The sequence below is a fragment of the Pantoea sp. CCBC3-3-1 genome, assembly GCF_007981265.1.
Lineage (GTDB): Bacteria > Pseudomonadota > Gammaproteobacteria > Enterobacterales > Enterobacteriaceae > Erwinia.
Genome location: NZ_CP034363.1, coordinates 4,294,657 through 4,314,610, shown reverse-complemented (window position 1 = coordinate 4,314,610; position 19,954 = coordinate 4,294,657). Strand labels below are relative to the sequence as shown.

15 protein-coding genes and 1 pseudogene are annotated in these 19,954 nt (G+C 56.5%); 9 read left to right on the top strand and 7 right to left on the bottom strand.

The window, feature by feature from the left end; genetic code table 11:
- Positions 1-11: 11 nt before the first annotated feature.
- Entirely contained in the window at positions 12-251 is a 240-nt protein-coding gene (locus EHV07_RS24980; protein WP_254446278.1) for a hypothetical protein, read from the top strand.
- A gap of 39 nt (positions 252-290) precedes the next feature.
- Entirely contained in the window at positions 291-536 is a 246-nt protein-coding gene (locus EHV07_RS20145) for a YhcH/YjgK/YiaL family protein (protein ID WP_371419654.1), read from the top strand.
- 74 nt (positions 537-610) lie between these two features.
- On the opposite strand, the gene EHV07_RS20140 is transcribed toward EHV07_RS20145, so the two are convergent.
- Entirely contained in the window at positions 611-1,918 is a 1,308-nt protein-coding gene (locus EHV07_RS20140) for an FAD-binding oxidoreductase (RefSeq protein WP_147199916.1), read from the bottom strand.
- A 284-nt stretch (positions 1,919-2,202) separates the two neighbouring features.
- Between EHV07_RS20140 and EHV07_RS20135 the strand changes: the two genes are divergently transcribed.
- From EHV07_RS20135 to EHV07_RS20120, 4 genes are read left to right on the top strand one after another with little or no spacing between them, the layout of a single operon-like run.
- Positions 2,203-3,096 (top strand): ABC transporter substrate-binding protein, encoded by an 894-nt coding sequence (locus EHV07_RS20135; protein WP_147199915.1) that lies wholly within the window; start codon positions 2,203-2,205, stop codon positions 3,094-3,096.
- Entirely contained in the window at positions 3,093-4,004 is a 912-nt protein-coding gene (locus EHV07_RS20130; protein ID WP_147199914.1) for an amino acid ABC transporter permease, read from the top strand. Before EHV07_RS20135 ends, EHV07_RS20130 begins: the two co-directional genes overlap by 4 nt.
- The gene (locus EHV07_RS20125; protein ID WP_147199913.1) at positions 3,997-4,758 is read left to right on the top strand and encodes an amino acid ABC transporter ATP-binding protein; all 762 of its coding nucleotides are present in this window, start codon (positions 3,997-3,999) and stop codon (positions 4,756-4,758) included. Before EHV07_RS20130 ends, EHV07_RS20125 begins: the two co-directional genes overlap by 8 nt.
- Positions 4,759-4,786: 28 nt before the next feature.
- Entirely contained in the window at positions 4,787-7,156 is a 2,370-nt protein-coding gene (locus EHV07_RS20120) for a molybdopterin-dependent oxidoreductase (protein ID WP_147199912.1), read from the top strand.
- Here the strand turns inward: EHV07_RS20120 and EHV07_RS20115 are convergent.
- From EHV07_RS20115 to EHV07_RS20105, 3 genes and pseudogenes are all read right to left on the bottom strand, one after another.
- On the bottom strand, positions 7,096-8,427 hold the full coding sequence (locus EHV07_RS20115; RefSeq protein ID WP_147199911.1) for an MmgE/PrpD family protein: 1,332 nt from the start codon (positions 8,425-8,427) through the stop codon (positions 7,096-7,098). The genes EHV07_RS20120 and EHV07_RS20115 overlap by 61 nt on opposite strands.
- 16 nt (positions 8,428-8,443) lie before the next feature.
- Complete coding sequence (locus tag EHV07_RS20110; RefSeq protein ID WP_147199910.1) at positions 8,444-9,598, bottom strand: amidohydrolase; 1,155 nt, start codon at positions 9,596-9,598, stop codon at positions 8,444-8,446.
- A pseudogene (locus EHV07_RS20105) lies at positions 9,595-10,132 on the bottom strand (GNAT family N-acetyltransferase). The gene EHV07_RS20110 and the pseudogene EHV07_RS20105 overlap by 4 nt, the downstream one beginning before the upstream one ends.
- A gap of 284 nt (positions 10,133-10,416) precedes the next feature.
- Here EHV07_RS20105 and EHV07_RS20100 point away from each other — a divergent pair.
- Together EHV07_RS20100 and EHV07_RS20095 are read left to right on the top strand one after the other, a co-directional pair.
- Complete coding sequence (locus tag EHV07_RS20100) at positions 10,417-11,520, top strand: iron-containing alcohol dehydrogenase family protein (protein ID WP_147199909.1); 1,104 nt, start codon at positions 10,417-10,419, stop codon at positions 11,518-11,520.
- Between the two features lie 44 nt (positions 11,521-11,564).
- Complete coding sequence (locus EHV07_RS20095; RefSeq protein WP_147199908.1) at positions 11,565-12,869, top strand: LLM class flavin-dependent oxidoreductase; 1,305 nt, start codon at positions 11,565-11,567, stop codon at positions 12,867-12,869.
- Positions 12,870-13,006: 137 nt separating this feature from the next.
- On the opposite strand, the gene fucO is transcribed toward EHV07_RS20095, so the two are convergent.
- The 3 genes from fucO to opgB form a co-directional block, all read right to left on the bottom strand.
- Complete coding sequence (gene fucO, locus EHV07_RS20090) at positions 13,007-14,158, bottom strand: lactaldehyde reductase (protein ID WP_147200684.1); 1,152 nt, start codon at positions 14,156-14,158, stop codon at positions 13,007-13,009.
- 584 nt (positions 14,159-14,742) lie between these two features.
- Positions 14,743-15,933, bottom strand: coding sequence for a D-alanyl-D-alanine-carboxypeptidase/endopeptidase AmpH (gene ampH, locus EHV07_RS20085; protein ID WP_147199907.1), 1,191 nt, complete (start codon positions 15,931-15,933; stop codon positions 14,743-14,745).
- Positions 15,934-16,006: 73 nt separating this feature from the next.
- Positions 16,007-18,304 (bottom strand): phosphatidylglycerol--membrane-oligosaccharide glycerophosphotransferase, encoded by a 2,298-nt coding sequence (gene opgB / locus EHV07_RS20080; RefSeq protein ID WP_147199906.1) that lies wholly within the window; start codon positions 18,302-18,304, stop codon positions 16,007-16,009.
- A gap of 472 nt (positions 18,305-18,776) precedes the next feature.
- Between opgB and EHV07_RS20075 the strand changes: the two genes are divergently transcribed.
- Positions 18,777-19,928, top strand: coding sequence for a porin (locus tag EHV07_RS20075; RefSeq protein ID WP_147199905.1), 1,152 nt, complete (start codon positions 18,777-18,779; stop codon positions 19,926-19,928).
- Positions 19,929-19,954: the final 26 nt, after the last annotated feature.

Genomic DNA, 19,954 nt, shown 5'->3' with positions numbered 1-19,954 from the left:
CGGAGGAAGATATGGCGGGACTTTGCATCATTTTAATGGGCATTTCCGGCACAGGAAAATCCCCGGTCGGCACGGCGCTGGCTAACTGCTTCAGCCTGCTACAGGCACCAGCCTCAAGGGCAGTGGGGACACGTGCGCCTTCAACGCGTGCAGCCTCTGTCCCTGCGGCAGCTTCAGGCCGGGAAGTATCGACATCAGCACCGGCAGTGACCCCCCTTCAGCCAGAAACGGAGCAGCGTTATGATCATTGATACCCTTACCCTTGCAGCACAAACCCGCTTTATCCGGCGGTGATCCGCCGTACTTTGCAGACCATTCAGCAACATAATCCGCAAACGCTGGCGGCAGGGAAATATGAAATTCAGGGCGAGGCGATTTTCTTTAACGTGATGGAAGGCGAAACGCGCGATATCAATGCCCAGCAGCCGGAATTTCACCACCAGTATATTGATATTCATCTGGGTGCTGGCAGTGATCTTCCCGCTGGAGCTGCACCGCCCAATGTGTACGCAAGGCGTGCCGTCGCCGCTGCGTAAGATCATGTTGTGCCTGGCCTGCAAGATCATTGCCTGGCGCACTGGACAGGCATTTTAGCAGCAAAAATGCACCATCAGGCTTCGCGCCTGCCGAGCCAGCGCTCTTTAAGCAGCGACAAGCCAATGGCTGCATCCAGCACGGGCGACGGCGGCAGATAGCTGGCTTCGCCCAGTCCCAGCATGGGCGCAATCAGCGGGTTATCCTGACCCAACGCATAATCCGCCAGCAGCGATCCGGCAATGGTTTGCTTGGAAATGCCCGCGCCGTTGCAGCCGCTGGCGGTATAAAGCGCAGGCCCGATCGCTCCCCATACCGGCGCGCCGTTTCGCGTTACGCTAATGGTGCCGGACCAGGTATGCGTAAACGCCACATCGGTAAGCTGCGGCCAGAGGCGATGAAGCATATTGCGATGCTGCAAGGTCGCCTGCCAGGTTTGGGTAGCGGTCACGCTGCCGTTCAGCGCGGGCGTAACATGCTGGCGGATCATTAAACGATGATCGTGCGTGTAGCGCACGCTGGCACCTGCAATCGCGTTGACCGGCGTCAGTCCCCAGCTTTGCATTGCGGGCAGGCGCTGACGCTGTTCTGCGCTGAGCGGTGCGGTAAGGCTGGCAAAGGTCGCCATTGCAGCCTGACGGCTGGTGACAGGAGAAAGCTCGCGGGAAAGGGCATTGGTTGCCAGCATCACTTTAGGTGCGGTGATAATGCCGTGGGGCGTAATCACCCGCATCGGCTGGCCGTGCTCAATCTTCATAACCGGCGTGTTGTCATACAGCGTGACGTTATCTGGCAGACTCGCGGCCAGACCAAGGGTCAGGCTGGCCGGATTCACCAGAATCGCGCCGGGCGTATAAATGCCTTTTTGATAAAACCGGGTGCCCAGCGTTTGTGCCAGTTCGTTGGCATCAAGCATCTGATAGGTTTCACCCATCGCGTCCAGGTTATCGGTGTATTCCCGCAACAGGCGTTCATTGATGGCATCAACCTGGCAGTGGTACTTGCCGACGTTTTCCCAGTCACAGGCGATCTTATGCTGCTCTACGATCGATGCCAGCTGCTGAATGCCTTCCTGTAACAGCGAGCGATAAGCCTGCGCTTTTTTTAATTCCGCCGTCGAGCTGCCGATATTATGCGGCAGGCCAATAATAAAACCGGAATTCCTTGCGGAAGCGCTTTCGCCCGCGCATTCCGCATCAACCACCACAATATGCCAGTCAGGATGCAGGCTTGCCACCCGGCGGGCAAAAGCCAGCCCGGCAAAGCCGCAGCCGATGACTACCCAGTCTGCGGTAATATTCGCGCTTAATGCCGGATGGGGTTTAGCTTCTTTATTCAGCCAGCCGTTTTTATTTTGATTAAAGGGAAGGGTGGCGTATTTCATTATGTATCATCCTTGTTAAGCAGCAGTCCGTTTTAATTAACTTCGCCCGCGACGCGCTATTTCCGATTAGGTGCCGCTGGCGGGATAGTAGCACCGTCCGGGCTTTTGTGTCACCACACGCTCTTTTTTTTCAACTTACATTTTATTTGGTAAAGCTTATCTTTTTTTCGCATTTGCCCTGCTTCTGCGGCTTCAGACAGAATGGCCGAAGCGTTAACCAACCTGCAATGCTTTCCGCCACCTTGTTGCGCGGCTTTTATTTTTTTTCAGGAGAAAGGGTACCAATGAAAATATCTAAATGGCTGTTTCCGCTGCTGATGGCAGGAAGCTGTGTCGTCCAGGCCGCTGAACAGAATGTACCCACCTCCAGCACGCTGCATGTGACGGCTGACAGCCAGCTAAAAAGCCAGCTCCCGGCGGATATCGTGAAGCGCGGTTATCTCATCGCCGGCACCAACCCGAACACGCCGCCAACTACCTTTTATAAAGAAGATAACCGGACACTGGCAGGACGTGAAATTGACGTGATGAACGCCGTTGGCGAACGGCTGGGGATTCCGGTGCACTGGCAGGATACCGGCGGCTTCGACAACATTATTCCAGGCCTGAAGTCGGGTCGCTACGACGTGGCGCTCTCTAATATCAACGCCACCAAAGCGCGCCTCTCGCAGGTCGATTTTATTGGCTATTTTAACGCGTCCCGCCTTGGGGTGATCGCCCGCAAAGAGGCCAACATTAAGCCTTTCACTTCTTTGCAGGACGTTTGCGGCCAGCAGATTGGCGGCGGGGCCGGAACCACTCAGCTTACGCGTCTGGACGAGGCGAGCAAGGCATGCGTGGCGGCAGGTAAACCTGCAATCAACGTCGCGGTCTTTCCGGATCGGCCAGCGGGCGTACAGGCCGTGGTCAGTGGCCGCGTGCCGATGTTCTTTGGCCCTTATGAAGGGCTGACTTATCAGGTCAGTCAGGTTCCTGCGCTGGTAATGCGCGGACAAATTCACGTGGATGATGCCCCGGTCTCGGTCGCCTTCGCGAAAGATTCACCGCTGGAACCCGCCGTACAGGCCGCGCTGAATTCGCTGATTAAAGATGGCAGCTATCAGAAAATCCTCGACCACTGGTCAATCGGTTACGGTGCGGTGACCGAAGCGCGACGCAATCAGGATATCTTCAAATGAAAGCAGAACAGGATCCCGATTCACTGCGCATTGTGAGTAAGCGCTACTACGGCCGCTGGATCAGCGCCCTGGTTGTGGTGCTGTTGCTGGCAGCGGCGGTCAATTCGATGGTGCAAAACCCGCGCTTTGAATGGCAGGTGATTGCTAACAGCTTTACCGAGCAGTCGATTATCGACGGCGTGCTGATGACGCTGCAACTGACGCTGATTTCGGTCGTGCTGGGCTTTACCGGCGGCACGGTGCTGGCGCTGATGCGCCTCTCTTCTAACCCGGTGCTGAGCAGCGTCAGCTGGGCTTATACGTGGTTTTTCCGTGGTGTACCGATGCTGGTGCAGCTGTTTCTCTGGTACAACATCGCCGCGCTCTATCCCAACATTTCGCTATCGTTACCGGGCGTGGGTGAGCTGTGGAGCGCTTCCGCAAACGCGCTAATCAGCCCGTTTAGCGCCGCAGTCATTGCGCTGGTGATGCATCAGGCCGCGTATGCAGCGGAAATTGTGCGTGCCGGGATCCAGAGCGTGGGAAATGGTCAGCTTGAAGCAGCAAAAGCGCTGGGCTACCGCCCAACCGAAATTTTCCGCTATACCGTTCTGCCGCAGGCGATGCGCGCTATTTTGCCGCCCGCGGGTAACGAAATCATCGGCCAGTTAAAAACCACCGCGGTGGTGTCGGTGATCTCCTTACAGGATGTGCTGTTTTCCGCGCAGATTATCTATCAGCGTACCTATCAGGTGATCCCACTGCTGCTGGTCGCCACGCTGTGGTATCTGCTGCTGACCTCAGTGCTTTCCGTCGGACAGTACTATGTCGAGCGTTATTTTGCGCGAGGCGTCACCCGCCGCGAGAAGCGTGAATGGTTTAAGCGTACGCCTTTTGCAGTGGAAGAAGGGAGAGTGAGCAATGGCTGAAGCGATCGCATTGCGTAAAGTAACCAAACGCTTTTCCGGCGTGACTATCCTTGACGGGATCGATCTTGATATTCCGGCAGGCTCGGTCACTACCATTCTTGGCCCGTCCGGTTCGGGAAAATCGACGCTGCTGCGCTGCATCAATCATCTGGAAAAGCTGGATGGCGGCACCATCCGTATCGGTAACGATCTGGTTGGCTATCAGCAAAAAGGCCAGCTGCTGCATGAGTTAAACAGCAGGCAGATTGCCGTACAGCGTAGTCAGATTGGCATGGTGTTTCAGCAGTTCAATCTGTTTCCACACCGGACGATTTTGCAGAACATTATTGATGCGCCGATGCGGGTGAAAAAACTTTCCCGGCAGCAGGCGGAAGCGAAAGGGCGTGCGCTGCTGAAGCAGGTTGGGCTGAGCGGCCGCGAAAACGACTGGCCCTCGGAACTCTCTGGTGGCCAGCAGCAGCGCGTCGCCATTGCCCGTGCGCTGGCAATGGATCCGGAAGTGATGCTGTTCGATGAGCCGACGTCGGCGCTGGATCCTGAACTGGTTGGCGAAGTGCTTCAGGTGATCCAGAAGCTGGCGCACTCCGGCATCACCATGGTGATCGTCACGCACGAAATCGGCTTTGCCCGCGAAGTCGCCGACAATATCGTGTTTATGGAGGAGGGCCGAATCATTGCCAGTGGCCCTACGGCGCAGGTGCTGGATAGTGCGCAAAATCCTCGCGTAAAAAACTTTTTAGCCACGGTGCTTTAATTGTCCTCTACTCATCAGGAAATTTTCCATGTCCGTGACCCGCGCGATGCACAGCTCACACTGGGGTGCGTTTAGCGCGCGCCGTGAAAACGATCGTCTGACCATCGTTCCCTTCAGCGGCGATCCCGATCCCAGCCCGCTGTTGCAGAATTTTGAAAATGTCCTGAGTCATCCTGTGCGGGTGGCAATGCCCTGCGTGCGTCGTGGCTGGCTGGAAAACGGCCCCGGTCCCGACGCGCGTCGTGGCGCGGATGAGTATATCGCTGTCAGTTGGGAAGACGCTTACGCGCTGGCCGCGAAGGAACTGAAGCGGGTCGCTGACGAAGGCGGCCCGGAAGCGGTATTTGGCGGATCCTATGGCTGGTCGAGCGCCGGACGTTTCCACCATGCGCAAAGCCAGGTGCATCGCTTTCTCAATACCACCATCGGCGGCTATGTTCGCTCGGTGAACAGCTACAGTTCCGGCGCGGCTTCAGTCATTCTGCCGCACATCGTTGGCGACATGAACGAGATCGCCCGTCGTGGCGTCAGTTGGAAGGAGATAGCTCAACATACGGAAGTCGTGCTCTCTTTTGGCGGCCTCGCATTGAAAAATTCCCAGGTCGCAAGTGGCGGATTGAGCGAGCACACCGAGCGAGGGTTTATGCAGCAGGCTGCGGCACGCGGCACAAGGTTTATCTCAGTCAGTCCATTGCAAAGCGATTTACCGGAAGAGGCGCAGGGGGAATGGCTGGCGATATGTCCCGGCACCGATGCGGCGCTGATCCTGGCGCTGCTGAGTACGCTTTACCAGCGCGGCTGGAGTGATGAATCCTTCCTGGCCCGCTACTGCACAGGCTGGGAAACGCTGGTGGCTTACCTCAACGGCGAAGAAGATGGACAGGTGCGTGATGCGGCCTGGGCCGCAGCGATCTGCGGCATCACGGCGGAAAAGATTGAAGCGCTGGCGGAACAGCTGCACGGCAAACGGACGATTATCAGCGTGGCACACTCGCTTCAGCGCGCGGAGCATGGTGAACAGCCGGTCTGGCTCGGTCTGGTGCTGGCGGCAGCGCTGGGGCAGCCAGGCCTGCCCGGCGGCGGTTTTTCCTATGCGCTTGGTGCGCTGGGGCATTACGGCAAGCATCATAACCGCGTCAGCTTTCCCGCGTTGCCGCAGGGCAAAAACGGCATTGACCGGCTGATCCCGGTCGCCAGCATCGCCGATATGCTGCTGCATCCGGGCGAAAAATTTCACTATAACGGCCGCCATCTGACCTATCCCCATATCAAACTGGCGTGGTGGGCGGGCGGTAATCCTTTTCATCATCATCAGGATCTGGCGCGTCTGCGGCGGGCATTCAGCAAGCTTGATACGCTGATTGTGCATGAGGTGGCGTGGACCGCGACGGCCCGTCATGCGGATATTGTTTTTCCGGCCACGATGACGCTGGAGCGGGAAGACGTTGGCGGCGCACCAACGGATCGCCACCTGATAGCTATGCAGCCGGTGGCGCAGCCCTATGGCGAAGCGAAAGACGATTACACCATTTTCAGCGAACTCGCCCGGCGACTGGGGAAAGAGCAGGCTTTTACCGAAGGCCGCTCGGCAAGGCAGTGGCTGGCGCATCTTTATCAACAAATGCGGGCGAAATTGCAGGATATTGCAGTTAACGTGCCGGACTTTGATACTTTTTGGCAGCAAGGTGTACTGGAACTGCCGCAAACCGAAGACGGCGGCAGGCTGCTGCGAAATTTCCGTGCCGATCCGCAGCATTCCCCTTTACCGACGCCGAGCGGAAAGATCGAAATCTACTCCGCACGGCTTGCCGGTTTTCACTACGCCGACTGCCCTGGCCATCCCGTCTGGCTGGAGCCGGTACAAAAACCGGATGACGCGCACCCGTTCTGGCTGCTTGCCAATCAGCCCGCTTCCCGTCTTCACAGCCAGCTCGATTTTGGCCGCTACAGCGTGAGCCAGAAGCGTGAAGGCCGCGAAGTGTGCCGCATGCATCCAGATGACGCGCAGCAAAAGGGCATTGGTGAGGGTGATGTTGTCGAAATTTTTAATCAGCGAGGCTCGGTGCTGGCCTGTGTACAGCTGAGTCGGCAGGTGAGAACCGGCGTGGTACAGCTGCCTACCGGTGCCTGGTACGATCCGGTCGATCCGCTGGCTGACAAACCGCAGTGCCGGCACGGCAATCCCAATGTACTGACGCGGGATGCGGGAACCTCTTCCCTGAGCCAGGGTTGCACCGGGCAGATTACCGTTGTCCAGGTGCGGCGATACGACAGGGTAGCGCCAGCGGTGCGGGCATTTACGCCGCCGCGAATTTCTGGATTAAAGGAAGTACAGGCTCAGTGCAGCGGACGTAGCCTTTCGTCCAACAGCTTTATCAGCCCGGACAACGCATCCTGAGTCCGCAATTCGCACAGCGCAACGATATGCTGGCGCTCAGCAACGGAAGCGCCGGCCAGACAGCTTTGCAGCTTCTTAACCAAATCGACCGGCTTGCTAAGGCTTTGCTGGCGCGTCACGCGGCTGCCTGATGACTGTCCGTCAGCGAAAAAGAGCCTGACCTCGTGGAAGCGGGCGGAAGGATCGTGTTCATCCGGTGGCGCCGAGGGATCGGGACAACGTTCAACCCGTGCGGCCAGGGCGGCAATCTCTGGATTCACCGGGCCTTCTGCGACGTCTTCCAGCGCTACGCCGTCGTACAGCAGGCAGGAAGCAATCACGTATTCCAGACTGAAGCGCGCTTCGATACCGTTCGCCGGCTGACGGATGGCCGCAGCAATATCCCCCCCGGGCGGGAAAGCCACTTCGATACGGACAACGGCTTCCGCCAGCGGGTGCGATGAAGCGTGAGACGCCAGCCAGCGCTCACGCAGCTGGCGTGCAGCATCGGCCGCGCTGTGGGTGCCGCTACAGGTAGCGTAAGGCTTGAATTCCAGCCCCGGCACCTCAATCCGCCACGGTGCTCCCCATTGGGCCACCAGACGATCCGGGTCGCTACCGGCACAGCATGCCGCTAAAAATCCGTCTATTACGCCCTGGCGCTGACCGTCAAAGCCTGCGAGCGCCAGCTTTGTCGCAAACACCGCCGCCTGCGCGGCCAGCCCGGCATGCAGCGGCTTTACCGCTGAACCAAACTGGGCGCGCAATCCGCTGGCCTGGGTCGCGGCAATGCCAAGCAGAATTTCTGTCTGAATAACGCTCGCTCCGCTCAGGCGCGCCATGGCCGCCGCCGCGGCCAACGTTCCGAGCGTCGCGGTATTATGGAATCCCTGCTGATAGTGGCGCTGGCCCGCCGCCAGGCCGAGCCTTCCTGCCGTCTCAACGCCAGTCACACAGGCATCCAGAAACGCGTCCGGCGTGCAGGGATGTTCTCCGGCAAAAGCCAGCAGGGCAGGCAGGATCACCGTGCCGGGATGGCCACGAAAATCGGGATGGAAATCATCAAAGTCGAGCGCGTGTCCGGCATAGCCCAACAGCAGCGCGCGCGTCTGGCTGTCGCGGGCGAAACAGACCGACTGAAGGGCCGCCAGGCCGCTGTCTGCCGTTTCACCGCGCAGTACCGGCAGCGTAACCGCAATAAAATCCAGCAGACCGGCGCGAGCGCGTTCCCGGGCTGTCGCCGTTGGCTGACTTTCCACAATCCGTGTTGCCAGCTCATGGGTAATATTCATTGCCTCTCCTGATTTCTCAGCGCTGCGCGAGCTGCTCCAGCGCCTTCACGGCGAGGTTGGCCAGATAATCCGCCGTAGGAAACAGCGCACGGTCATCAACACGGAACTCAGGATGATGCAGGGCGAACGGGCCGCCTGAGCCAATCATCAGAAACGCGCCGGGGAGCTGCTGCTGGTAAAAAGCAAAATCCTCGCCGATGGGGCTGGCTGCCACCCGCCTCGCTTCAAATCCTGCGGCAGGCGCCTGCTCAAGGGCGAAATCTACCCAGGCTTCATCATTGATAACCGACGGCGGCCCGGCCTGCCAGTCCAGCGCAATCTCTGCGGCAAACGCGGTGCCAAATCCGTTAAGCAGCTCGCGGAAGCGACGTTCAATCAGCTCGCGCGCCGACTGACTGAAGGTACGCACCGTCCCTTCCAGCCAGGCGCTGTCAGGGATCACGTTCCAGGTCGTGCCGCTGTGGATCTGGGTGATCGACAGCACGGCATTTTCAGCGGAAGGCAGGTTACGGGCGATCACCGTTTGCAGTGCGCCGATCAGTTGCCCGGCGATCACGATCGGATCGTTGCCATCATGCGGACGCGCAGCATGACTGCCGTTGCCGGTAACGGTAATGGTAAAGCGGTCTACGCCAGCGGTGAGCGGCCCGGCTTTACTGCCGACCACGCCAACCGGGAGCGTGGGGTCGTTATGGATGCCGAAAATCACGCTGGCGTTGTTCAGCGCGCCGGTTGCCAGCAAAGCGGGTGCGCCCAGGCCAATCTCTTCCGCGGCCTGAAACAGAATGCGTATCCGCCCCGGCAACGACGTCTCATTGCGCTTTAGCAGGATCGCCGCGCCCAGCGCCGCAGAAGCGTGAAAATCATGGCCGCAGGCATGCATCACGCCGGGGTTTTCAGAACTGAACGCGACGCCGGACTTCTCAGAAATGGGCAGCGCGTCAATATCGGAGCGCAGCACCACCAGCGGGCCCTCTGGCTTGCCAACTTCGGCCACCAGTCCGGTTGCCAGCGGTAGGTTAAGAATGCGGATTTGATGTTCATCCAGCACGGCACGCAGGCGGGCGGTGGTTTCAAACTCCTGATTGGACAATTCGGGATAGCGATGTAACTCCTGGCGAAAAGTCTGAATAAAATCGGCCAGTGGCCGTTGTTCTGCGGCTATCTTCATCGAATTTCCTGTTTCTGGCGGGCAAGCCACTGCGTATGCAGCGCCGCGTCGAGAATTTTTTTCATATACAGCGTGATATGTCCTTTACCGAGATCGGTCTCGTGCATAGGCTGAAAACCGCGTTGCAGATACATTTCCTTCAGCCAGGGATGACTGACCGCGGTACCCAGCGATACAGCGGGCGCTTTGAGCTGGTCTCGCAGAATATGCTGCTCAACCCAGGCGAGCATTTTACGGCCGAGCTGTTGCCCCTGACAAATCGGGATCGCTGCCAAACCAGCCAATATGCGGCAGGCCAAACGGGCCGGGAAGCGGGCCCCACGGGTAACGAAGCGTCAGAGAACTGGCGAGGCGATCGCCGACAAACAGACCATAAACGCCATGCTGTTGCAGATGCTGGCTGACCTGCGCTAAATCGGCCGTTGCCGCATCAAAATGAATACCCATTTCACGAATGGGCGCATAGGCGTGCAGCATCAGGGATAAATAAGAATGGCGGTCGTCCAGCGTTAGCTGGCGAAAATGCAGGTTCATGCGGCTGTTCCCTGAATAACGGTAGAGCGATTTAATTCGCCGTTTTATCTCTCCTGAAAAATAATCATGCCGTGGAGAAAACGCGAACGGCAAGTGATTTATTGCTTTAGTTTTTATTGGCATAACGACTTGCTTATTTGTCAGAAAGGAACGGCAAAGCGTGATTGCTTCTGCACTTTTCTTTGTAGCATGATGAAAAAAAGCTTCCGTCTGAGCCGCTGGTCGATGAAAAGTTATTGCCGCTACGGTCCGGAATATTCCGCTTAATTAACAAAGGATGTGGCGTGTTTTCAATTAAATCTCCACGCAATTATTATCAGCTGGCCGGAGTCAGAGCGCAGGCTGGTGATTATCTTTCGCCGCTGTCGCAGCATATTTATATTATTTCCAGCACGCAGGCCTGGCAGGCGGTGAATCCTGAACTGGAAAAAAGTTTGCAGGCGGCGGGTATTCGTTACCGGCTTGCCCTGCTAACGACTGGCTGCACCGATGAGGCGACAGAACGCCTGACAGCGGAAGCGCAGCAGGAAGGTGCCAGCCTGATCCTCGGCGTGGGCGGTGGCCAGGTTCTGGACGTGGCGAAAGCCGTGGGGAATGCGCTGATCGATAACGCAAACGCCGCTGGCGACACGCAGGCTGGCATAGCCATCGTCACGATGCCGACGCTGGCCGCCACCTGCGCGGCCTGGTCGCCCGTCACCATTATTTATGACGAGAAGGGCGGCCATTTACGCAGCCAGCCGCTGGGCGTGATGCCGGAACTGGTGCTGGTCGACAGCGAGGTTATTGCGCGCAGCGACGTGCGCTATCTGAAAGCGGGCATCGTCGATGCCCTTGCCAAATGGTATGAGTTTCAGCCTTACCAGCAGCACAATCCCGACAGTCTCGCGCTGGATATGAAAGCGCTGGTCGCCCGTCGCGCAGTAGACGTCTTCCTGGCGCATGGCGCACAGGCGCTGGTGGATAATCAGCAGCAGCGGGTTTCCCCGGCGCTGATTAAAACAATCGATGCCTGCATTGCTCTGGCCGGCATGGCTAACAGCCTGCGGGACAGTCTGCCAACGCCGGGTTTCGCTCATGCTATCCATAATCGGCTGACGCATCTGCCCGAGCTGCATGACTGGCTGCACGGCGAAAAGGTGGGTTTTAGCCTGCTGGTACAGTCGATTATGCAGCATCCTGACGGCAAGCCGGATGCAGAGCTGCTTGCCCTGCTGCGCCAGTACGATGCGCCGCTAACGCTCTCGCCCTTGACGGGGGAGAGGGGCGAGGCGATTCGCACCCTGGCGCACGAGATCAAATTTCCGCCCGCCTGCGCGGCGCGGCTGCCCTTTGAGATTTCCCCCCAGGCGCTGGAAAAAGCGCTGCTGGCGACGGAAATCGGCTAACTCTTTTGGCGTAATATCGCGCCGCAAATAATCCAGGACACTTTATGCCTTCATCAACTTCTGTACGCCAGCTGCGGCTGGGGCTGTTTGTTCAGCCACTGGGACACCATGTCAGCGGCTGGCGTCTTACCGAACGGCTCGGTTCACCGACCGACATTGACTGGCTGATTCAGATTGCCAAAAAGGCCGAAGCGGGCCTGTTCGATATGTTCTTTGTCGGCGATGCGCTGGCCACCAACGTTCACCGCTTGCCCTCGACGATGGCCCGGCTGGAACCGCTGACCCTGCTGTCCGCGCTGGCGGTTTCTACCCGAAACATCGGTCTGGCCGCGACGGCATCTACTACCTTCAGCGATCCGTTCACGCTGGCACGCAGCTTCTCTTCTCTCGATCACATCAGCCGTGGGCGTGCGGCCTGGAACGTGGTGACATCATATTCCACTGACGTGGCGCGTAATTTCAGCCGTGAAGATATGCCGGGCCATGCCGATCTTTACGCCCGCGCCCGGGAATTTTTGGCAGTGACGTTCAGGCTGTGGGAAGGCTGGCAGGAAGGGGCTGTCGCGCCGGATGCCGCCACAGGCCGCTATTTTGTTGATGAGAAGATCCAGCCGGTTAACCACAAGGGCGACTACTACCAGGTGCAGGGACCGCTGAATATTTCGCGATCGCCGCAGGGACGACCGGTGATTATCGAAGCGGGATCGTCAAACGACGGTCAGGCGCTGGCCGCCGCCACGGCGGAAGTGGTTTTTACCGCCTCGGCCAGCCTTGAAGAGGGGCAGGCTTTTTATCGTTCGCAGAAACAGCAGGCAACCGCCGCCGGACGCGATCCTCAGCATCTGCTGATCCTGCCGGGCGTGATGCCAATTGTTGGCCGCACGCGTGAAGACGCTCAGGCCACCTGGAAAAAATTGAATACGCTGGTGGATATCGAAAACGGTTTGCGCCAGCTTTCCGCCCGCTTCGGCAGGGATCTCAGCCAGCTTCCTCTGGACGGCCCGGTGCCGGATGTGCCAGAGGGCGAAGGCAATCAGAGCCGCGTCAGGCTGCTGGTCGATATGGCGAAACGGGACAATCTGACGCTGCGCGAGCTGGCTGCGGTGGCCGCAGGCTCCCGTGGGCATCGGGTGATTGTCGGCACGGCAGAAGAGATTGCTGATGACTTCCAGCAATGGCTTGAGCAGGAAGGTGCGGATGGTTTTAACATCATGCCCGCCATCATGCCGGAACAGCTGGATCTGTTTATTGAACTGGTGGTGCCGGAGTTACAGCGCCGTGGCTTGTTCCGTAAGGAGTATGAGTACACCACGCTGCGCGGCAATCTGGGACTGCCGGATTATCAATAATTTCCATCAGGCAGAATAACGAAAGGAGTGGCAGCTATCGTGACTATTGCGATGGTCAACACCGTACGGGCATGAGGATCGACAGCCGCCTGCGAATAAAAGAGCATGCAGGCGGAGCAAACCTGCATGCCGGACGCTTAGTACAGTTGGCGATAGAGTTCGGCAATGTCGGCCAGCGTGGCTTCTCTTGGGTTGCCGCCGGTGCAGACATCATCAAACGCGGCCTGAGCGAGTGCGGCAATATCTTCCTCTTTCATCCCCACATCACGCAGGCGCTCGGGAATGCCGACGTCGGCGGAAAGCTGCTTCACGGCCTGTACTGCCGCTTCACGCACGTCAGGCAGGCTCATGCCACAAATGTGCTTCACGCCCATCGCGCGGGCGATATCACGGTATTTCTCGCCGGTAAATTCGGCGTTCCAGGCCATCACGTGCGGCAGAATGATGGCGTTGGCAACACCATGCGGCACGTTATAAAACGCGCCCAGCGGATGGGCCATCCCGTGTACGAGGCCAAGACCGACGTTAGAGAAGCCCATGCCGGCAATGTACTGGCCGAGCGCCATATCTTCCACGCCGCGAGCCTCACCCGCCACCGAAGCACGTAGCGAGCGGCTGATGATTTGGATAGCTTTCAGGTGGAGCGCATCGGTCAGTTCCCATGCGGCTTTCGTCGTCAAACCTTCAATTGCGTGCGTTAACGCATCGATCCCGGTGGCGGCTTTAAGCGACGGCGGCATGCTGGCCATCATCTCGGCATCAATAATCGCCACAATCGGAATGTCGTGCGGATCGACGCAGACGAATTTGCGGCGGTTTTCCTCATCGGTGATGACATAGTTAATGGTAACTTCGGCTGCCGTACCGGCCGTGGTAGGAATGGCAATAATCGGCACGCTGGGCTGACGCGTATTCGCCACGCCTTCCAGACTGCGTACGTCGGCAAATTCGGGGTTATTAATAATAATGCCGATGGCTTTTGCCGTGTCCTGCGGCGATCCGCCGCCGATGGCAATCAGATAATCCGCCGAAGCGGCTTTAAACGCGGCAATGCCGTTTTTTACGACAGTGATGGTGGGATTAGGCACCACTTCGTCATAAATCACATAGGGCAGATTATGCTGTTCCAGCAGCGAGGTTACTTTTTCAATCACGCCCGCTTTGATCAGCGTTTTGTCCGTGACCAGCAACGCTTTTTGCAAACCTCGCTGGGCGACTTCATTCACGATTTGCGAGACAGATCCCGCGCCAAACCAGGACGTTTCGTTCAGTATCATTCTGTGCAACATCATATTCTCCGTTAGTGTGAATTTTCACAAAAAAAGTCCATTAGCGATTGTCACTGCTGGAAAATATGAGGAGGAATGGTGCGGGTCGTATTGATTAAGATCATTTATAGACGAGTCAGACGGAAAGATTCGATCGGGAAAATATCTCAGGCCTGCCGGATAAGCCAGGTGCAGGATAATGTTAGCAATTGCCCACTCAGCGGAAGAGTGAGCGGGCAATAAGCGGCATCAATAAGCATGACAGGTGAAGTGGGTTGATGCGAACTCTGGGTAATAGCGGTGAGAAACGGCTTCATTAGCGTCGTTGTATATCTGCGCATCTGGTTGTGCAGTAACCTGCCTGAATGCTTCAGGCAGGCCTGGCTGAGAAACATTTTTTACCGCAAGTGGCTTTCTGGTTAAGCGAGGAGTTCTTGGCTCACGAGGAGTTCGCGGTTCACGAGGTGTTCGCGGTTCGCGAGGCTCTCTCGGTTCAAGATTTTCTCGTGGCACCCTTGCGGGCCTCGGTTCTCTTGGTTCTCTTGGTTCTCTTGGTTGCCGGGGTTTCCGCGGCGTTCCGGATTCTGGCGGTGAGCTCAATTTCATTATTCACTCATAATACTGGCGGCTAACTGCGCGCTGGCTGGGGTGTTGCCAATCAGCTCGGTCAGCAAATTATTTACGCCGTCGCTCATGGCGGTGAAGTGCGTTTGCGGCGAGCGGGTAACCACAATAAATACCCCGACGCTGTAGCGCGGCACCATTGCTATGTAGGTGATAAAGCCGCCGCCGCCGCCTGTCTTCTGAATAATCCCAGGACGGCCGCCTTCCGGTGCCATATAGACCCAGCCCATCCCCAGCGCCGTCGCTTTGCCCGGTACGTCCATGCCATCGACTTTCGTCAGCTGGCTGCGCTGGTAAATCATGGTCTGAATACGGTCGGCCTGCGCAGAGCGAGCGTGAATGTCCGAGGAGAGGAACTGCTGCATCCAGCGACCCATATCATCCGGCGTGGAATAGACGCCACCGCTGCCAATCGCCGCCAGTGTGTTAGTACAGGGGCTTGCCCCTTTTTGCGCCACCATCAGGCGCGAGCACTGCTCCGGCGAAGGCGTAAAGGTGGTGTCTTTCATTCCTAACGGACGGGTTATTTCACGTTGCAGCAGCGCGGGATAAGGCACGCCTGCGGCCCGTGACAGCGCATCGCCAAGCAGATCGAATGCCAGGTTGGAATAGGCCGCCTGCGTTCCCGGTGGCGCTTTCAGCTGCGCTTTCTGCAACCAGCTCCAGCGCTGGCTGGCAGTGGGCCAGACAAATACCGGACGGTTAGCTTTGCCGCCAGGCTGTTCGCGCGGTAAGCCGCTGGTGTGCGTCGCCAGATTAATCAGGCGGATGGTTTGCCCGGCATAGTTGGGAACGCGGCTGCCGGCGGGAGAGTATTTGCTCAGCGGATCGTCAAGCCGCACCACGCCCTGTTCGGACAGCTTGACCAGCATCTCGCTGGTCATCAGCTTGGTCAGCGAGGCGATACGGATTAACGAATCTTTTTGCGGCCTGACGCTGCTGCCCGGACGCACCGAACCCATGCTGGCAAAGACGCGCTGGTTGGCGTCAATCGCCACCATCGCCATGCCGGTGGCTTTGGTGTTGTAGTAGATGTTTTGCGCATAGCGATCGACAATTTGGGACGCGAGCAGCGGATCGGGAGCAACCTGTGCCGCTTGACCGCAGAGCGGCAGAACAGCGGCAAACAGAGCCAGCAAACGGTAAGCGGGTTTCAACGTACGTATATCCATCTGAATCGGCGTGTAAGGATTAACATCATAATCTGTTTCCGGCCGGGTAAAAAAGATCCCGGCCGGGTTTATTTCAGGGCGTTGGTACTATTTGCAGGCTGACCAGGCCGATGCCCAGTTTTCGTGCGGCAAAGCCATCGACAGCGCCTTCCGCCGTCTCTTCCGGCGCGGGTGGCACAATCTCAATGGTGCGGGCCTGTTGCGGATTGGTGAAGTGCAGCTTAACCGTGCTGTTGCTCGTCCCCAGCGTGACCGTCTGCGTTATATCACCAATCCTGATGCTTACCGGCCGCTGGCTGTTGGGGCCAAAAGCACGAGCGGTCAGGATCAGATCGAACGCCGCAGGCAGCGCTTGCAGATAATGTACGGTGACTACCGGCAGAAGATTGGCATCAGACCAGCGGCCACCCCACGGCTCGATAAAAGATAAGCCGGTAATTTTCTGCACCTGCTTTGGCAAGCCGGGCAGGGCAAAAAGGAGGGTGTCCGAGGTATATTTCAGGTCGTCGTCAGCGGTGCGTAACCGGGTAAGGGTACGCTGATAGCGATCGTCGCTGCCCTCGCCAACCTGCTTAAACGTTACCCGGCCGGAGAAGCTACCCGATTTAACCGGGGTAATGACTGGCGCAGAGTTAAGCGTGCCGTCAGCCACGCAAAGCTGGGTATTCAGCTCCAGTTTTTCATCCCAGACATCGCCCATTTTGAAGCAGCGATCGATCCAGACGAACTTTTCGTCCGGAGCAAAATTCGACAGCTGCTGTTTGAGCGGGGGGGCCATATAAACATCAAACTTCGGCTCGATTTTACCTGGCTTTACCGACAGCAGCAGCGGCAGTTTGAAATCTACGCCAGCAAAGCTGAAGGTGTTTTTAGCCGTATCAATTTTATAATCGGAAATCGCCTTCGGGAAATTCCACAGCTTAATGACGTCTGGCTTCCACTCTTCTATCTTTTCTTTAATATTCAGATACGTGGCTGAAAGAGAAGACGAGGAAAGGCTGCTGCGGCCCAGGCCGATAAAGTTATCACCCCCCATCGCATCCAGCACCGTTGCGCCATTATCCAGCGTACTGCGCTTCACCGGGATCGCTTTGCTGGTGGCCTCATCGCCACGGATCATAAAGAACAGATCGCTACGGTCGTGCTGATTAAGCGCCTGATAAGCGGTGTTGTTCATCGCCAAATGGTCAGAGCTGACCACGATAAGGGTATTTTTGAACCAGGGCGTGGCCTGAATACGCGTAATCAGCCGGGCGATATGCTCCTGGCTACAGGCGACGGCAGCAAAAGATTTATTGTTCTTGCCTTGCCAGAGATAGCTTTTGCGCTGGCAGCTGCGGGAAATAAACCCGTCCGGGTGATGTGTATCTACCGTTAGCGCAAACAGCGAAAAAGGCTGCTGTTTCTGCGACAGCTCAACGTATTTATTAAAGACGACATCCAGCACGGTATCGTCGTACCAGCCCCAGTCATTGCGATAGCTGGGATCTTTAACGATGCTTTTCAGTTCGTTAAAGCCATATAAATGATCAAAGCCGTGCGAAGAGAGGAACAGATCTTTCCCGGCAAAGCTCAGGTTGGCACCCTGATAAAAATAGTTCTGGTAGCCCGCCGCTTTCAGGATGTCGCCCAGGCAGATGTTTTGCGGATAGAACGTCGACAGCGAGCTGGAGGCGTTACCGTCAAAAGGCGCAAACAGCGGAATGCCACACTGGGAAGCGACCATGCCCGCAATCGTATATTCAGTGCCCGGAAGCTGCGCTGTGTTACTGAAATCCAGGGCGTTGTTTTTTATTTCACTCAGCTCCGGTGCCAGCTTTGGAAAGGCTTGTTCATTAAAATATGTGCGTTCCAGGCTTTCGGCATAGATATAAATCAGGTTGGGTTTATTACCGTGAAGCTGCGTTCCTGGCACTTTGTAATGGCTGTAAAAATCGGAATCGCCTCTGGCGACCTGGGATTTGATCAGGCTGGCAACCTGCTGATAAGCAGGCGTGGTTTTAATTGAGGCGAGCGCCAGCAGAACGGCCAGCAGGCTGTATAACTTATTGCCGCTGTGACGTTTGCGCAGGCGCAAAAGCCAGGCAAGAAGGCCGAAAAGAGCGATTAATCCCACGCCAAGCCCCGCCGCCGGCAGCAGATATTTGCTGACGCCCGCGCCGCTAAGGCTGCTGGTAATTGTATAAATGACCGCATCATTTATGCCTTCGCCGGTAAAATAATTACTTGCCAGCAGGGAAGCATTCAAAACGAGGTAGACCCCGAGCAGCAGCAAAATCGCGGTGAACCAGAGTTTGTTTTTCCCGGCTTTCCAGGTGTAAAGCGCAACGGAAGCAATAAATAAAAGCAGTGACAGTAATTCCGAACCCATTGGTGTTATTTATCCTCGCAGAACGCAATCCCGGCTGAGACCTGTAATCAACCTGATGCAGCGAATTATCGCTGGCAACGGTTTGACAGGACAGAAAAAGGGTCACAGTAACAGAGCTGATGTCGTGTCGTTTATCTTTCGTTTAATTTTGCTTTTTTTACCACGAGGGAGCGGGGAGGCGTATAAGGGTAAAAAAGCTTGTTGTTATATTGATGTTAAGTCAAATGTAAACGAAATAACGTTAACTGCGGCAGAAGGTGAAAAAACAGGCGATTGATTTATGCCAGCCGGCTTAACACAAATTAAGCGAAAAACACCGCTATTTATGTCTAAATATTACAAAATACACATTTTGTTAAATAAATATTAGGATAATTCTTATAAAAGCGCGGTGAAATCAGGCGGCATTTCGCATTTCTCACGTTACTATCTCTGCAAATATTTTTCTGACAAATCTTTACAGGGATCTACAATGTTAACAAAGATGCGCATTTTAAGTCAGGCCGTTGGTCTGGCGTTAGTGGCAGGCAGTGCCTCTTTTGCAGCACACGCTGAAGTCACCGTCCTTAAGGCAAATCCTCAGGCTGGCGATCCGCTGAGCCGTCTTAATTTCACCGTTGGCGGCAGTATCCGTCCTCAGTTCAATAACCTGACCGGCAAAGATGGCAGCAATGCTTATCGTCGCAACGGCTTTGACGGCGGTACGCGTTTCCGCTTCCTGGCCGATTATTATCTGTTTGATGACGTTAGCTGGGTAGGTTATTACGAAGTAGGCGTAGATATCCCTGAAGCATTTAACTGGGACAACCATCGTGCGGCAAAAGCGCACAATACCAGCCGCCGTATGCTGTATACCGGTTTCCAGAGCAAGACCTGGGGTAAACTGACCTTTGGTCAGCAGAACAGCGTCTATTACGATGTGGTCGGTGCTAAAACCGATATCTGGGACTACGACATGCTGGCCCAGGCGCCAGGCAACGGTATCAAGGGCGATTACGACGGCTCTTATCGTTCACGTAAAATGCTGAAGTATAAGAATACCTTTGGCAACGCCGACGTGCTGGCTTCTTATCTTTTTTCTGACAGCGAGTTCTTACCAGGCAATGGCCTGCGCTACAAGCGTCAGGGCGGCGGCTCACTGGGCGTAGATTATCATCTGTCGAAAGATCTGACCTGGGGCACGGCGTGGAACTATACCCGTGCAGATATGCGTAACCCTGGCAACAACGACAGCAAGAGCTGGGATCAGAACATTTATGGTACGTCACTCAGCTGGAAACCAGACAACTGGACCTTCAGCTTCGGCGGCGGTTATTACCAGAACTTCCTGACCAGCAAAAAAGTTGACGTGAATAAATACTTTGCCGGGGATGCCTGGGGTATTGAATATTTGGCCGGTTACACCATTCCGGTTGCTCAGTACGGGCTGAAAACCTTTATGCCTTACGTAATGGGCGACCGCCTGGAGTACGTGAACGATCGTGATTACCAGCGTATCGATAACGGCGTGGGGATTACCTTCCAGCTGGATTATGGCTTCCGCGTCGATTACGAACACGTCTTCACTTCAAGCTCCGATAACCTGGGTGATATGAACCTGGTGCGTCTGCGCTGGGACTTCTGATAAATAACGCTCCCTGGCGCAGGCCG

Coding starts and splice junctions, on each gene's coding strand:
- ampH (WP_147199907.1), bottom strand. CDS start 15,933: ATGGATATACGTACGTTGAAACCCGCTTACCGTTTGCTGGCTCTGTTT.
- EHV07_RS20075 (WP_147199905.1), top strand. CDS start 18,777: ATGTTAACAAAGATGCGCATTTTAAGTCAGGCCGTTGGTCTGGCGTTA.
- EHV07_RS20125 (WP_147199913.1), top strand. CDS start 3,997: ATGGCTGAAGCGATCGCATTGCGTAAAGTAACCAAACGCTTTTCCGGC.
- EHV07_RS20120 (WP_147199912.1), top strand. CDS start 4,787: ATGTCCGTGACCCGCGCGATGCACAGCTCACACTGGGGTGCGTTTAGC.
- EHV07_RS20115 (WP_147199911.1), bottom strand. CDS start 8,427: ATGAATATTACCCATGAGCTGGCAACACGGATTGTGGAAAGTCAGCCA.
- fucO (WP_147200684.1), bottom strand. CDS start 14,158: ATGTTGCACAGAATGATACTGAACGAAACGTCCTGGTTTGGCGCGGGA.
- opgB (WP_147199906.1), bottom strand. CDS start 18,304: ATGGGTTCGGAATTACTGTCACTGCTTTTATTTATTGCTTCCGTTGCG.
- EHV07_RS24980 (WP_254446278.1), top strand. CDS start 12: ATGGCGGGACTTTGCATCATTTTAATGGGCATTTCCGGCACAGGAAAA.
- EHV07_RS20095 (WP_147199908.1), top strand. CDS start 11,565: ATGCCTTCATCAACTTCTGTACGCCAGCTGCGGCTGGGGCTGTTTGTT.
- EHV07_RS20140 (WP_147199916.1), bottom strand. CDS start 1,918: ATGAAATACGCCACCCTTCCCTTTAATCAAAATAAAAACGGCTGGCTG.
- EHV07_RS20135 (WP_147199915.1), top strand. CDS start 2,203: ATGAAAATATCTAAATGGCTGTTTCCGCTGCTGATGGCAGGAAGCTGT.
- EHV07_RS20110 (WP_147199910.1), bottom strand. CDS start 9,598: ATGAAGATAGCCGCAGAACAACGGCCACTGGCCGATTTTATTCAGACT.
- EHV07_RS20130 (WP_147199914.1), top strand. CDS start 3,093: ATGAAAGCAGAACAGGATCCCGATTCACTGCGCATTGTGAGTAAGCGC.